Source organism: Mesorhizobium sp. M0802 (assembly GCF_040320115.1).
Classification (GTDB): domain Bacteria; phylum Pseudomonadota; class Alphaproteobacteria; order Rhizobiales; family Rhizobiaceae; genus Mesorhizobium.
In genome coordinates this window covers 124,069-138,199 of sequence record NZ_JAMYOY010000016.1, presented here as the reverse complement: position 1 = coordinate 138,199, position 14,131 = coordinate 124,069, and the positions used below count along the sequence as shown (strand labels likewise).

Below are 14,131 nucleotides of genomic sequence, written 5' to 3'. Positions count from 1 at the left end.
TTTCTTAAGCCGGGCGGCAGAAGCTCGCGCTAATGTTTCACACAACGAGGCCGGGAAAACCGGCCCGGAGAGACCCGCAAAACGGCTCTCAGGAGAAACACAGGAAGGCAGCAGATGAACAGTGTATTGAAGCCCGTCTGGGCCGGGCGCAACATGCGCCTCGACCCATTCCGCCTGCCGCAAGTGGTGAGCTATGCCACGCGCGACGACTATGGCGACGTTACCTTCACCATCGACCAGCGCGGCGCCGTCATCCGCCGCACGCTCGAGATGAGCGGCGTGCCGGCGATCATCGCGCTGCCCGCCAACGCGTTTCGCGGCGTCGCCGCCCGCGCGATGGAGGATGCGCAAGGCAATGTCACGGTAACCCTCGAACTCCTGCACAACGACCCGATGCTGTCGGTGCCGCTGCTGGTGGCCGACGATCTCGACGACGTCGCCGCCGACTGGCGCGCCTGGGCCGATGCTTACCGGCTGCAGATGCTGCTGATCGAATCCGACGGCATTGCCCGCACGCTTGAGGAATCGCTCGGCGCCGCCATCAAGGCGCTGCCGGCCAAGGATCGCCGCAAGGGCCGGGTCTCGACCACGCGCCGCCCGCGCTTCCTCGCCCGCCGCAGGGCCGGCAATCTCGGGCTGAGACTGGTGATCGACGGCCAGGAGATTATTTCGAGAGAGTAGCTTGACCGGCGATTGGCGAAACCGCCGACGACAGCCTTCTTCTCCCCGTCACTATACGGGGGTTGAGGAGCGGTCCGCGTAGCGGACGAAAAGCCAATTGCTTGGCTTTTCGAGTGACGAACGCCCGGCAGGGCGATGAGGGGCGGCGCTGACCGAGGCATTTCTCGCAATATCGCCGCTGTGCATCTCACCTCAACTGCAAAGATGGGCGCTGCCCTCATCCGGCTGCCGCCACCTTCTCCCCGTGTAGTGACGGGGAGAAGGTGATTAAACCAGCGGCTTTAGCGCTACCCACAGCGCACCGCCGATCAGGCCGATGAAGATCAACCAGCCGACCTGGTTGTTGGATTTGAACAGCCGCAGGCACTGATCGGGATCGTCGATATCCAGAACCGCTATCTGCCGCGCCATATGGGCGCCGGCGGCGATCAGCCCGGCCAGCGCCACCACAGGCGCCTGCGCCGAGGCGAAGGCGATGGCGAAGCAGACCAGCGTGCCGCCATAAAGCCCGACCAGCCAGGTCTTGGTGTTGTCGCCGAACAGCCGCGCCGTCGAGCGCACGCCGACAATGGCGTCGTCTTCCTTGTCCTGATGCGCGTAGATAGTGTCGTAGCCGATCACCCACAGGATTGAGCCGATATAGAGCATGACGGCCGGGCCATCGAGATCGCCGAACTCCACCGCCCAGCCCATCAGCGCACCCCAGGAGAAGGCGAGCCCGAGCACCAATTGCGGCCAGTTGGTGAAGCGCTTCATGAAGGGATAGACGGCAACGATGACCAGCGAGACGATGCCGAGCGGAATGGCGAAGTCGTTGAACTGCAACAGCACGACCAGGCCCAGCAACGCCTGGATGACCAGGAATATCCAGGCCTGGCGGCGCGTCACCTTGCCGGCCGGCAATGGCCGCGAGCGCGTGCGCTCGACCTTGTTGTCGATGTCCTGGTCGACAATGTCGTTATAGGTGCAGCCGGCGCCACGCATGGCGACGGCGCCGACAAAGAACAGGAACAGGAACCACGGCGACGGCAGCAATGTGAGCAACGGGTCTGCCGGGCGGGGATAGGCGCTGGCCGCAAGCGCTGCCGACCACCAGCAGGGCCACAGCAGCAATTGCCAGCCGATCGGCCGGTCCCAGCGCGCAAGCTGCGCGTAAGGCCACAGCCAGCGCGGCAATATCTTGTAGACCCAATGGCCGCTCGGCGCGTCGGCGACGCGGCCCTGTGCGGCTTTCGACTGGATGGTTTCCATCGTGCTGGAGTGGCAGCAGCGGCGTGCGCCGTCAAGCGGCCGCATTGTCGCTCAGGCGGTGAAAACATCGTGGCTGGCAAACCATGCCTTCGCCACCTCCGTGAAGGCCAGCGCCGCCTTCGACAGCCTTTGCCTTGTGTCATGGGTGAGGATGATGCGCTGCATCGGCAGCGGATCGGACAGCGGCTTGCAGACCAGCGGCAGCCCGTCATAACTCCTGTCGCCATAGGGCCTGGTGTAGCTCACTGCGACGCCGAAGCCGTTGGCGACCATGCTGCGCTGCAGTTCGAACGAACTCGCCGTCGATTGCGAGACCGGCGACAGGCCGCGGCTGAGGAACAGGTCCAGCATATGCTGCCAGCTATGCGGCTGGTCGGTGGTGATCAAGGGATGGGTCGCCAGCTCCGCCAGGCTGACGCTCGCCTGGCTGGCCAGTGCGTGGCCTTGCGGCAGAAGCGCGTGTGGCCGCAGCTCATGCAGCAGGATGCGGGCGAAGTGCGAGGGCAGGCCGAGATCGTAGGTCAGGCCGAGATCGATTGCCGCATCGCCGAGCCGCCGGCCCAGCGTCTCGAAGGTCTCGTCGCGGACCACCACGGTGACCGCCGGGCAGCGTTGCGAAAAAGCGCGGATCAGCGCCGGCGCGAAATAGGGCGCCAGATCCTCGAAACAGCCGAGCACAAGTTCGCCCCCGACATCGGCGTCGCGCGTCCCGAGCCCAACCAGTTCGTCCGCTTCGGCCAGCACCTGCTTTGCCTTCGCCACCGCGCTGCGGCCGAACGAGGTCAGCGCGATGCCGCTGCCGCGCTGGCGCACGAACAGTTTCTGGCCGAGCGTCGCTTCGACATTGTCGATCGCCACCGAGATCGACGGCTGTGAGACGTTCAGCATCCGCGCGGCCGCGGTGACGCTGCCATGCCGTGCGACGGCGACGAGGTAACGCAGCTGGGTGAGGGTCAGATTCATAGTCTAAAACTATAAGAGAGATGAGAAGTTATTATTTTACGCGATGTGCGGCGGCTGCGATAGTCGGTCATCGAAACAGGGAAGACATGAGATGGCCGCCAGACATATTGATGCCGCAGCGATTGCCGACTACCAGCGCGACGGCGCGGTCTGCATACGCGGCGCCTTCAAGGACTGGGTCGGCACCATCGCCGCCGGCATCGAGCGCAACATGCAAAACCGCAGCGCCACGGCTTCGGACATCGCCAACGGCAAGGGCAGCTTCTTCGACGATTACTGCAATTGGGAGCGCATTCCCGAATTCGTCGACGTGGTGCGCAATTCCCCGGCCGCGGAACTCGCGGCAGCGGCGATGCAGTCGCGCAGCGCCCAGTTCTTCCACGACCATGTGCTGGTCAAGGAACCGGGCACGCAAAAGCCGACGCCTTGGCACCAGGACATCCCGTATTACTTCGTCGATGGCACCCAGACCGTCAGCTTCTGGATTCCGATCGATCCGGTCAAGGAAGCGACGCTGCGGCTGATCGCCGGCTCGCACAAATGGGACAAGATGATCCTGCCGGTGCGCTGGCTAGATGACAGCAATTTCTATGCCGGCGAGGGCGACTACCTCCCCGTGCCGGATCCAGACAAGGACCCGTCGCTGAAGGTGCTCGAATGGGAGATGGAACCGGGGGACGCCATCCTGTTCGACTTCCGCACCGCGCATGGTGCGCGCGGCAATCCGACCGCGGCGCGGCGCCGGGCGCTGTCGCTGCGCTGGGTCGGCGACGATGCGCGCTATGTCGAGCGCCCCGGCCGTACCTCGCCGCCCTATCCCGGCCATGACATGAAGCCCGGCCAGAAACTGCGCGAGGACTGGTTTCCAGTGGTCTTCCAGAGCTGAGCCGCGAGAGCCGCGCTTCTGCTTCGGCTCGCCGATGCGTGCGACGTTGCCGTGCGCAACCGGCAAGCAGCGGACCAAAAGTCTTGACCCGCGCTGCGCAGCGCAATAGCGCAGTCCCTGTCGTGAAATGACAAGGGACATCGGCATGCGCGTTTTGTTGATCGGCTCCGGCGGCCGCGAACATGCCTTGGCCTGGAAGATCGCGGCCTCGCCGCTTTTGACCAAGCTCTATGCCGCGCCCGGCAATCCGGGCATCGCCCACGAGGCCGAACTGGTCAAGCTCGACATCGCCGACCATGCCGCTGTTGCCAGCTTCTGCCAGGACAACGCGATCGATCTCGTCGTCGTCGGGCCGGAAGGGCCGCTGGTCGCCGGCATTGCCGACGACCTGCGCGGCGAGGGCATCCGCGTCTTCGGCCCGTCGAAGCGGGCAGCGCGGCTCGAAGGCTCGAAAGGTTTTACCAAGGACCTTTGCGCCAAATACGGCATCCCGACCGCCGCCTATGGCCGCTTCACCGAACTGGCTGCGGCCAAGGCTTACGTCGAAAAGGTGGGAGCGCCGATCGTCATCAAGGCCGACGGGCTCGCTGCCGGCAAGGGCGTCACCATCGCCATGACGCTGGACGAGGCGCGCGCCGCCCTCGATGCTTGTTTCGACGGCGCATTCGGTGACGCCGGTGCCGAGGTCGTGGTCGAGGAATTCATGACCGGCGAGGAGGCAAGCTTCTTCTGCCTGTGCGACGGCACGACCGCACTGCCCTTCGGCACCGCGCAGGACCACAAGCGCGTCGGCGATGGCGATACCGGCCCCAATACCGGCGGCATGGGCGCCTATTCGCCGGCGCCGGTGATGAGCCCCGAAATGGTAGAGCGCACCATGCGCGAGATCGTCGAGCCGACCATGCGCGGCATGGCCGAGCTTGGCGCGCCGTTCGCCGGTATTCTGTTTGCCGGGCTGATGATTACCGACAAGGGGCCGAAGCTGATCGAATACAATACCCGCTTCGGCGATCCCGAGTGCCAGGTGCTGATGATGCGGCTGAAGGACGATCTGCTGGTGCTGCTCAACGCCGCCGTCGACGGCCAGTTGGCGCACAGTTCGATCCGCTGGCGCGACGATGCCGCGCTGACCGTGGTGATGGCGGCACAGGGCTATCCCGGGACGCCGGAAAAAGGCTCGGTCATCCGCGGGCTGGAAGAGGCGGCCGGCGATGGTGTTGAGATTTTCCACGCCGGCACCGCCATCAATGGCGGCGCGCTGGTCGCCAATGGCGGCCGCGTGCTCAACGTCACCGCGTCAGGCAAGACGGTCGGCGAAGCGCAGAGCCGCGCCTACGCCGCGCTCGACCGCATCGACTGGCCGCAAGGCTTCTGCCGCCGCGACATAGGCTGGCAGGCGGTGGCGCGGGAGAAAGCCAGCGCCACCTGAGCCTCAGCGCTCGCGAACCAGTTCCGTCGAAGCGGTGCTGACCGGGTCGGCGGCCTGCGAGAAGGCGGCCTCGAGCAGAGCCTCCGAACGATACGCAGTCCGCTTCCAGGCGACATACTCGGCAATGCCGAAGCGCGCGCGGCGCGGCACCGTCTTGACCACCGGCATGCGGAAGGCAGCGCGGAATGTCTGCCAGCGCGCGCCGAGCACCGCCACCATCTCCTCGACCGTCGGTGGCGTCGCCACATCGGCATAGGTGATGGTGACTTTTCCGGCGAGCCCCGCTGCGCGCGAGACTGGCACCGGTATCGAGGCGAGGTAGTCGGGCGGCACGTCGATCAGGCCGCCGAAGGGCCATTGCTGGCGCAGTGCCGCCGCGTCCATCGGCGCGACGTTGACGTCGATATCGTTGGGCGTGCCGGCGACCCGGTAGGGGCAGCGCAGGCGTCCGCAATTGGCCTGCGCCGAGAACTGCCACAGCGCATAGCCCTGCCAGTTGCCCATCGGAAAATGCACGTCGATGTCGGGCTTGTAGCGCGCATACCAGAGCGGCAGCCGCGACAGCAGACGGTATTGGTAGCGGTTGCCGGCGATGTACTGGGCGGTCTTGCCGTTGGTGTAGAGGATCGGGAAACGGCCGAGCCGCCGGTGCACCTGGCGCACGAATTCCTCGGCATCCTCGAGCGACATCCATTGCGAGGGGTCGTTGCCTTCGAGATCGAGGGCGAGCAGATCGTCCGCCGCCGGTTCGGCGAAGTCGATGAAGCTGTTGGCCTGCTCGAGCGGATTGCCGGGCCGGGCAAGATGATAGGCGCCCCATTTCAGCCCGAGCGCCTTGGCCACCACCTTGCGCGTCTGGAACAGCTCGCGCGTCACCGCAAAGCGTTTCCACAGCGTCTTGCAGAGTTTGACGGCGATCTCGTCGCCATAGCAGAAATAGGGCGGCGGCAGCCCGTCGGAGGCCTTGTTGATGAAGCCGACAATGCGCTTGTCGGTGGCAAGCTGCGCCCACTCGATGGAATTGTATTCATAGGCGTCGACTACCAGCGCGCGGTCGCCATCCCGCCAAGGCTCGGAAAAGTCCGAGGCTGTAGCCGCTGACGTCAGCGCCATCATCGCCGCGAGAGCGATCGCTGAGCGGCGAAGGAGATGCGCCGGCGTTTTCAAACAGGGGATCCCCGCTGACCAAACACCGATGGTGGACCGGTATGGTTAAGGAAGTGCTTTCGGGCAGGAGTCCTGTCGCTCTCGCGATTTCGTCATTCTATGGCGAAGCAAGGAGCGAAGCGACGCGGCGCGGACCATAGTATGCATTCCGCGACTTCGAAGCGTTGCCACGGCGCGGAATTCTGCACCGTTGCGCCCCTAGCGCGAGGTCGCGACATGGTACTCGGCATCCGCTACGCTCCCGCTCCACCTGTGGACGACGAAGTTCGATGAAAATCCGCGTGACAAAGTTTGACGTTTACGTAAAAAGAAGGTCGGAGGCCGCCCAGAGGCGGATGGTTGCATCGGCCCGGGTCCTAGGATCGAGCGGTCGGAGCAGCGGAGGAGAAAGCGGCATGTACAAGGCCCCGGTCGACGACATTTCGTTCACGCTCAAGCATGTCGCCGGGCTCAAACCGGCGCTCGACAGCGGCGCGTTCGGCGACCTCGGCGAAGACCTTGTCGACGCCATCCTGTCCGAGGCCTGCCGCTTCGCCAGCGAGGAAGTGGCGCCGCTCTACAAGATCGGCGACGAGCACGGCGCGGTGCTGAAGGATGCAGCCGTGACCACGCCGCCCGGCTGGAGGGCGCTTTACCGCAGCTGGATCGACGGTGGCTGGAACGCGCTGTCCGGACCGGAAGAATTCGGTGGCCAGGGCCTGCCGACCATGCTCGGCGTTGCCGCGCTCGAAATGTGGAACTCCGCCGCCATGGCCTTCGGCATCGGCCCGACGCTGACCATGGGCGCGGTCGAGGCGCTCGACAAGCATGCTTCCCAGGCGCTCAAAGCAAGGTATCTGGCGAAGCTCGTTTCCGGCGATTGGATGGGGACGATGAACCTGACCGAGCCGCAGGCCGGTTCCGATCTCGCCGCTCTGCGCACCCGCGCCGAGCCTGCCGGCGACGGCACCTACCGCATCTTCGGCCAGAAGATCTTCATCACCTATGGCGAGCATGATTTCACCGACAACATCATCCATCTGGTGCTGGCGCGGCTGCCCGACGCACCGGCCGGCACGCGCGGCATCTCGCTGTTTTTGGTGCCGAAATTCCTGGTCAATGATGACGGCTCGCTCGGTGCCCGCAACGACGTCTTCTGTTCGGGCCTCGAGCACAAGCTCGGCATCCATGCCTCGCCAACCTGCACCATGATCTATGGCGACGGTTTTCAAGACGCGACCCCCGGCGCCATCGGCTGGCTGATCGGCGAGGAAAACAAGGGGCTCGCCTGCATGTTCACCATGATGAACAACGCGAGGCTTTGCGTCGGCATGCAGGGCGTGGCGGTGGCGGAAGCCGCGACACAGAAGGCGATCGCCTATGCCAATGAGCGCCGCCAGGGCAAGGCATCCGACTTTTCAGGCGCCGGGATGGCGCCGATCGTCCATCACCCCGACGTGCAGCGCAATCTCTTGACCATGAAGGCTTTGACCCAGATCGCCCGCGCCATCTCGTATTCCTGCGCCTATGCCATCGACTTCGCGCGTGTGTCGACAGGCGAGGAGGCCGCGCATTGGCGCGATCGCGCCAATCTGCTGACGCCGCTGGCCAAGGCCTTTTCCACCGATATCGGCGTCGACGTTGCGTCGCTGGGTGTCCAGGTCCACGGCGGCATGGGCTTCATCGAGGAGACGGGCGCGGCCGCGCTCTATCGCGACGCCCGCATTGCGCCGATCTATGAAGGCACCAACGGCATCCAGGCGATCGACCTTGTAGCCCGCAAATTGCCGCTTGGCGGCGGCGAGCATGTGCACGGCTATATCGCCGAACTGAAGGCCATCGCCGACGAGGTGCGGACCTCGAACCTGCAGGGCTTCGGCCGCACCGCCGAAGCGCTTGACCAGGCGTTCGACGATCTCACCGAGGCGACGCGCTTCCTGCAGAAGCTGCTGGCCGACGGCCGTCTGGACGAAGCGCAAGCCGGTGCGACCCCCTATCTCAGGCTGATCTCGCTTGCTGCCGGCGGCGCTTATCTGGCGCGTGGCGGACTTGCCCAGCAGAGCCGCATCGCCCTTTGCCGCTTTTTCGCCGAAAACCTGCTCGGCGAAGTCAGCGCCTTGAAGGAACGCGTAATCGATGGCGCCGAGAGCCTCGCTACCGCCGGCAAGGCGCTGATAACGGCCTGAATACCAGAGCGCTCACCAGGGAAGAATGACCGTGACAGACCATATTCTCGTCGAGCGCCAGGGCGCCATCCAGATCATCCGCATGAACCGTCCCGACAAGAAGAACGCACTGACGCGCGCCATGTACGCGACAATGTCCAAGGCGCTGGCCGAGGGCGATGCCGACCCGGCGGTTCGCGTCCATGTCTTCCTCGGTGTTTCTGGCGCCTTCTCTTCCGGCAACGATCTCGCCGATTTCCTGGTCATCGCCACCGGCGGTGAGGGCGGCAACGAGGTCTGGGACTTCCTGATGGCGCTGGCCAAAACGGAGAAGCCGATGGTCTCCGGCGTCGACGGCATTGCGGTCGGTATCGGCACCACGCTCAATTTGCATTGCGACCTGACTTTCGCCACGCCGCGCACGGTGTTCCGCACACCCTTCGTCGACCTCGGCCTGGTGCCGGAGGCGGGCTCCAGCCTGCTGGCGCCGCTCATCCTCGGCAGGCAGGGCGCCTTCGCCCTGCTTGGGCTCGGCGAAGGTTTTTCCGCCGAGCGCGCCAAGGCCGCCGGCCTGATCTATGAGGTGGTCGAGGAGGACGGGCTAGAAGCCGCGGTACTCGCAGCGGCCGGCGAGATCGCCGCCAAGCCGCCGCAGGCGCTGAAGATCGCGCGTGACCTGATGCGCGCCCCGCGCCACGAGCTTGTCGCCCGCATCAAGGTGGAGAGCGAGCATTTCTCCGAGCGGCTGAAGTCCGACGAAGCGCGCGCCGCGTTGACGGCCTTCATGACGCGCAAGAAGGCCTGAACCTCTCCTCAGGGGTAAAGCCGTGTCTTGTCCCAGCCGCCCTCGGCGTTGCGCGAAAAGACCAGCCGATCGTGCAGCCGGAATGGCCTGTCGTGCCAGAACTCGATCGCCTGCGGCACGATGCGGAAGCCCGACCAGTGCTTTGGCCGCGGGATTTCGCCGATAGGGTAGCGCGCCGTGTATTCGGCCACCGCCTTCTCCAGGGCAAAGCGGCTTTCCAGCGGCCGCGACTGTTTCGAAGCCCATGCGCCGATCCGGCTGCCGCGCGGCCGCGTCGCGTAATAGGCATCGGCTTCAGCGTCGCTGACGATTTCCACCGGTCCGCGTATGCGCACCTGGCGGCGCAGCGATTTCCAGTGGAAGCACATCGCCGCCTTCATGTTGCCAAGAATCTCGCGGCCCTTGGCGCTCTCGAAATTCGTGTAGAAGACAAAGCCGCTTTCATCGAACCCCTTGAGCAGCACCATCCGCACATCCGGCATGCCATCGGCATCGACGGTTGCAAGTGCGACGCCGTTGGCGTCATTGATTTCGCTTTTCTTGGCGTCCTCCAGCCACTCGGCAAAGAGCCGGAACGGCTCGGCGGCTTCGGTAAAGTCACTACTTGTTAACTCAGTGTCACTCATAGTTTTTCTCAAATTGTCTCGAGCTTCAGGAGGTTGCCGATTGTCGCGTATCGCGCAAGCTTTTGACAGCGGGCAATGGAGCGTTATCGCTTCGGCCAGTTCGAAAGCCGTGATCGTGATTATCGCCCTGCCGCTTGCCGCCTGCGGCGCCGGCGGCTTCAGCCTGGAAAAGGCCGAGGTCGACCGTTCCATCGTCACCTCAAGCGCGCCGGCGAGGGTGACATCGACGGACGCCGACAGCGCTTCCGACCAGACCACGATCGGCAATGCGGTGTCTTCGGCCGACATCGAGGAGCTTCGCGGCCAGGCCGTGCCCTGGGCGAATGCCGACACCGGCTCGCGGGGCTCCATCACTGAACTCGCCGAAGTGCAGGACAACGGCCAGGCCTGCCGCAGCTTTACCGCCTCGCGCGAAAGCTTCGACGGCATCGCTTTGTTCAAGGGGCAATTGTGCATCGCCGCGGCCGGCGGCTGGCACATGCAGGACTTCAAACCGCTCTGATTTTCGAGGTTTGCGGGCATCGCAATTTCAACCCTCGATAAGCCTGCGCGCCACTGGAATTTCTTCCTATGGGAGCGCATATAAGGGCCAACGTGGATTTAACTCATTTTCCAGGGCAGGACGCATGCGCGACCCCTATGAGGTGCTGGGCGTTGCCAAGAACGCATCGGCCAAGGACATAAAATCGGCCTACCGCAAGCTCGCGAAGAAGTATCATCCGGACCAGAATCCGAATGATCCCAAGGCCAAGGACCGGTTTGCCGCCGCCAACCAGGCCTATGAGGTCGTCGGCGACGAGAAGAACCGTGCGGCCTTCGACCGCGGCGAGATCGACGCCGACGGCAAGCCGAAATTCCAGGGCTTCGAGGGCGCAGCCGGCGGCGGTGATCCGTTCGGTGGCTTCCGCCGCCAGCAGGGCGCCGGCGGCTCGCGCTTCGAATTCCGATCCGGGCGTCCGGGCGGCGATCCGTTCGACGGCAACAGCGATATCTTCAGCCAGATTTTCGGCGACGCCTTTTCAGGCGCGCGTGGCGCCGGAACAGGCGACCGCCGCCAGCAGGCGGCCGCCGCCGATCTCAACGTCACGCTCGACGTCACCATCGAGGAGATAGCGACCGCCGAAAAGGTGACGGCGATGTTCCCCGACGGCCGCAAGATTGCGGTCAAGCTGCCGGTCTATGTCGAGGACGGACAGACCATCCGGCTGAAGGGCCAGGGCGAGCAGGGGCCGGGACAGCCGGGCGATGCGCTGGTCAAGATCCGTATCCGCAGGCACCCGCGCTACCGCATCGAGGGCCGTGACCTGCATGCCGATCTGGAGGTAGCGTTGGCCGTCGCGGTGCTGGGCGCCAAGGTGCCGGTCGACACGCCGACCGGCAGGCTGGCGGTCAACATTCCGGCTTGGTCGAGCTCCGATAAGGTGCTGCGCCTGAAGGGCAGGGGCTTGCCGGAAAAGGCGGGTGGCCATGGCGATCTCTACGCCCATGTCCGCATCATGCTGCCGGAAGGCGGCGACAGCGAACTCGAAGCGCTGATGCGCAGCCGCAAAGGCTGACGCGGCCCGACTTGGCTGGCTAGCTGCCGGGCGCTGCTTCCTCCATCCGCCGGATGGTTTCGCCGAAGCGGCGCAACGCCTGCCGCACCGGGACATGCGGGCTCTCGATCTCAAGCAGGATCATCGTCTCGCTGCCGAGGAATGCGGCGCTGACCAGGCTGGTTACTTCGGCGGCGGAGAATGGCCCGAGGCCGCCGAACCGACGCTCCGCCTCTTGCGCCAGTCCGTCCAGCAGTTCGAACCAGCCGCGCAGGTCGCGGCGCACCGCCTTGGCGATCTCGGGGCTCGACAGGCTTGCCGCGATCATCTCGTGCAGGATCCGGACATAGCCGGACGCCAGATCATCGTCGAGGAAATCGCAAGCGCGCTCCCAGCGTTGCCACAGCGGCATCGGTGCCGCAAAGGTCTCCGCCTGGCGCTTCAGCAGGCCCTCGTTTAGATGGTCCAGCAGGGCCAGGAACAGCCGTTCCTTGGAGCCGAAATGGTAATGGATCTGGCTGAGCGGAACGCCGGCGATCTCGGCAACGCGGCGCGTCGACAGATCGGCATAACCGCCTCGATGGAGGCATAACTCGGCGGCCGAAATCAGTTCGGCGCGCGTGTCGCGCTTTTGCTTGTTCTGCGGCGGGGTAACGGCTTCGGCAGCGTCCGTCATGCGGCGTGGCTGCCGCTGTTAGCGGTGCAATCTGGGCGGATCATAGCTTCTCCTGTCCGGGGCTGGACGTCCCTCCACTCTATCTCGGTCGAGCGACCGATCAAGTTGACTCGCTAGAAAATTTATGGTTTTTGACGTTGAATTCGGTCGACCGACCGAATCCTGATGCTTGCATGGAGGGCAGTCATGGCGGGCGTAATCACCCTTATCTACGGCGTTGCCGCATACCTGATTTTTCTCGGTTCGTTTCTCTATGCGGTCGGTTTCGTCGGCAACATGGTCGTGCCGAAATCGATCGATTCCGGAGTCGCTGGAAGTCCGGTCGAAGCCGTCATCGGCAATGCGCTGCTGCTCGGCCTTTTCGCCGCCCAGCACAGCATCATGGCGCGGCCGGTTTTCAAGCGCTGGTGGACACGGATTGTCCCGCACGCGGCCGAACGCAGCACCTATGTGCTTTTGGCCAGCCTCATCCTGCTGCTGCTCTACTGGCAATGGCGGCCGATTCCCGGTCTCGTCTGGACGGTCGAGAACCCGGTCTGGGTCGCCGTCATGCATGGCGTGTTCTGGCTCGGCTGGGCGGTATTGTTGACCAGCACCTTTCTGATCAACCATTTCGAACTGTTCGGCCTGCGCCAGGTTCTCGCCGCTTTGCGCAAGAGCGAACCGGCGCCGCCCGTGTTCAGGACGCCGCTGTTCTACAAATGGGTCCGGCACCCGCTCTATGTCGGCTTCCTCCTGGCCTTCTGGGCGACGCCGTCCATGACATGGGGCCATCTTCTGTTCGCGGCGGGCAGCACCGGCTACATCCTGCTCGGCATCTTCCTCGAGGAACGCGATCTCGTCGCGATGTTCGGTGACCAGTACCGCCTCTACCGCAAGCAGGTGGGAATGCTCATTCCCTGGCGCAAAATGGCTGGATAGGGCCCATGCGTTGCCCCCCCCCCCCTTAGGCGGGGGGCCCGGGCCTGGGCCATCAAGGCGCGCTGGCCGCAATGAGGCGTTCAAATCTCACAACAACGTTATTATCCCCCATTCGTTGTCACGCCGAGTGTCTGAATTGAACGCGCGCCCCGTCTGCGCTTGATGCGCCTTTCTGCCTGTGCGATAGGCACTCCAAAGCAGAAAATCTTTCGGAGAGCGCTGACATGGCGGGTGGACAGGGCCTTATGGCCGGCAAGCGCGGCCTTATACTGGGCGTCGCCAACAACAGATCGATTGCCTACGGCATCGCCAAGGCCTGCGTCGACCATGGCGCCGAGATCGCGCTGACCTATCAGGGCGAGGCGTTCAAGAAGCGCGTCGAGCCGCTGGCTACGGAATTGGGCGCCTTTGTCGCCGGTCATTGCGATGTCACCGATCCGGCGAGCCTCGACGAGGTGTTTGCCAATGTCGCCAAGCATTGGGGCGGCAAGCTCGACTTCCTCGTCCATGCCATCGCTTTTTCCGACAAGGACGAGCTGACCGGACGCTATGTCGAGACGACGCGCGACAATTTCCTGCGCACCATGGACATTTCGGTCTATTCCTTCACCACCATCGCCAAGCGCGCCGAAGCGCTGATGACCGATGGCGGCTCGCTGCTGACGCTGACCTATTATGGCGCCGAAAAGGTTATGCCGCATTACAACGTCATGGGTGTCGCCAAGGCAGCGCTCGAAGCCAGCGTGCGCTATCTCGCCGTCGACCTCGGCGGCAAGAAGATCCGCGTCAACGCTATCTCGGCCGGGCCGATCAAGACCTTGGCTGCTTCGGGCATCGGCGACTTCCGCTACATCCTGAAGTGGAACGAATACAATTCGCCGCTCAAGCAGACCGTCACCCAGGAAGAAGTCGGCGATTCCGCCGTCTATTTCCTGTCGGACCTGTCTCGTGGCGTCACCGGCGAGGTGCACCATGTCGATTCCGGCTATCACGTCGTCGGCATGAAGGCGGTCGACGCGCCGGATATTTCGACCGTCAAGGAATAGT

The 14,131-nt window shown here is 64.4% G+C and carries 14 protein-coding genes; 9 read left to right on the top strand and 5 right to left on the bottom strand.

The window, feature by feature from the left end; all coding sequences use genetic code 11:
• Window positions 1-114: 114 nt before the first annotated feature.
• Window positions 115-681: a DUF6101 family protein gene (locus tag NKI10_RS21875; protein ID WP_023668457.1), complete on the top strand. Its 567-nt coding sequence runs from the start codon at window positions 115-117 to the stop codon at window positions 679-681.
• A 267-nt stretch (window positions 682-948) separates the two neighbouring features.
• Here the strand turns inward: NKI10_RS21875 and ubiA are convergent, their stop codons facing one another.
• Both ubiA and NKI10_RS21865 read right to left on the bottom strand, forming a co-directional pair.
• Window positions 949-1,932, bottom strand: a complete 984-nt coding sequence (gene ubiA, locus NKI10_RS21870; RefSeq protein ID WP_023692096.1) for a 4-hydroxybenzoate octaprenyltransferase — start codon at window positions 1,930-1,932, stop codon at window positions 949-951.
• A gap of 51 nt (window positions 1,933-1,983) precedes the next feature.
• Window positions 1,984-2,895 carry a LysR family transcriptional regulator gene (locus NKI10_RS21865; protein ID WP_023706641.1) on the bottom strand — a complete coding sequence of 304 codons (912 nt, stop codon included), beginning with the start codon at window positions 2,893-2,895 and terminating at the stop codon, window positions 1,984-1,986.
• Window positions 2,896-2,986: 91 nt separating this feature from the next.
• Between NKI10_RS21865 and NKI10_RS21860 the strand changes: the two genes are divergently transcribed.
• Both NKI10_RS21860 and purD read left to right on the top strand, forming a co-directional pair.
• Complete coding sequence (locus tag NKI10_RS21860) at window positions 2,987-3,781, top strand: phytanoyl-CoA dioxygenase family protein (protein WP_023706642.1); 795 nt, start codon at window positions 2,987-2,989, stop codon at window positions 3,779-3,781.
• Window positions 3,782-3,926: 145 nt separating this feature from the next.
• The gene (gene purD, locus NKI10_RS21855; protein WP_352861887.1) at window positions 3,927-5,210 is read left to right on the top strand and encodes a phosphoribosylamine--glycine ligase; all 1,284 of its coding nucleotides are present in this window, start codon (window positions 3,927-3,929) and stop codon (window positions 5,208-5,210) included.
• A 3-nt stretch (window positions 5,211-5,213) separates the two neighbouring features.
• Here the strand turns inward: purD and NKI10_RS21850 are convergent, their stop codons facing one another.
• Window positions 5,214-6,326, bottom strand: a complete 1,113-nt coding sequence (locus NKI10_RS21850; protein ID WP_352861931.1) for a glycoside hydrolase family 25 protein — start codon at window positions 6,324-6,326, stop codon at window positions 5,214-5,216.
• A gap of 446 nt (window positions 6,327-6,772) precedes the next feature.
• Here NKI10_RS21850 and NKI10_RS21845 point away from each other — a divergent pair, with 446 nt between their 5' ends.
• Together NKI10_RS21845 and NKI10_RS21840 are read left to right on the top strand one after the other, a co-directional pair.
• Window positions 6,773-8,542: an acyl-CoA dehydrogenase family protein gene (locus NKI10_RS21845; RefSeq protein WP_352861885.1), complete on the top strand. Its 1,770-nt coding sequence runs from the start codon at window positions 6,773-6,775 to the stop codon at window positions 8,540-8,542.
• 31 nt (window positions 8,543-8,573) lie between these two features.
• A complete protein-coding gene (locus NKI10_RS21840) occupies window positions 8,574-9,326 on the top strand; it encodes a crotonase/enoyl-CoA hydratase family protein (RefSeq protein WP_352861883.1) in 753 nt (250 codons plus the stop codon).
• Between the two features lie 8 nt (window positions 9,327-9,334).
• On the opposite strand, the gene pdxH is transcribed toward NKI10_RS21840, so the two are convergent.
• Complete coding sequence (pdxH, locus tag NKI10_RS21835; RefSeq protein WP_352861881.1) at window positions 9,335-9,964, bottom strand: pyridoxamine 5'-phosphate oxidase; 630 nt, start codon at window positions 9,962-9,964, stop codon at window positions 9,335-9,337.
• A 28-nt stretch (window positions 9,965-9,992) separates the two neighbouring features.
• On the opposite strand from pdxH, the gene NKI10_RS21830 reads away from it, so the two are divergent.
• Together NKI10_RS21830 and NKI10_RS21825 are read left to right on the top strand one after the other, a co-directional pair.
• Entirely contained in the window at window positions 9,993-10,454 is a 462-nt protein-coding gene (locus NKI10_RS21830; RefSeq protein ID WP_352861879.1) for an RT0821/Lpp0805 family surface protein, read from the top strand.
• Window positions 10,455-10,578: 124 nt separating this feature from the next.
• Window positions 10,579-11,508 (top strand): DnaJ C-terminal domain-containing protein, encoded by a 930-nt coding sequence (locus NKI10_RS21825; RefSeq protein ID WP_352861877.1) that lies wholly within the window; start codon window positions 10,579-10,581, stop codon window positions 11,506-11,508.
• A gap of 19 nt (window positions 11,509-11,527) precedes the next feature.
• Here NKI10_RS21825 and NKI10_RS21820 read toward each other — a convergent pair whose 3' ends face one another.
• Window positions 11,528-12,163, bottom strand: coding sequence for a TetR/AcrR family transcriptional regulator (locus tag NKI10_RS21820; RefSeq protein WP_023692089.1), 636 nt, complete (start codon window positions 12,161-12,163; stop codon window positions 11,528-11,530).
• A gap of 186 nt (window positions 12,164-12,349) precedes the next feature.
• On the opposite strand from NKI10_RS21820, the gene mddA reads away from it, so the two are divergent.
• Together mddA and fabI are read left to right on the top strand one after the other, a co-directional pair.
• Window positions 12,350-13,084: a methanethiol S-methyltransferase gene (gene mddA, locus NKI10_RS21815; RefSeq protein WP_352861875.1), complete on the top strand. Its 735-nt coding sequence runs from the start codon at window positions 12,350-12,352 to the stop codon at window positions 13,082-13,084.
• 224 nt (window positions 13,085-13,308) lie between these two features.
• Window positions 13,309-14,130, top strand: coding sequence for an enoyl-ACP reductase FabI (fabI, locus tag NKI10_RS21810; protein ID WP_027050057.1), 822 nt, complete (start codon window positions 13,309-13,311; stop codon window positions 14,128-14,130).
• The last annotated feature ends 1 nt before the right edge of the window (window position 14,131 follow it).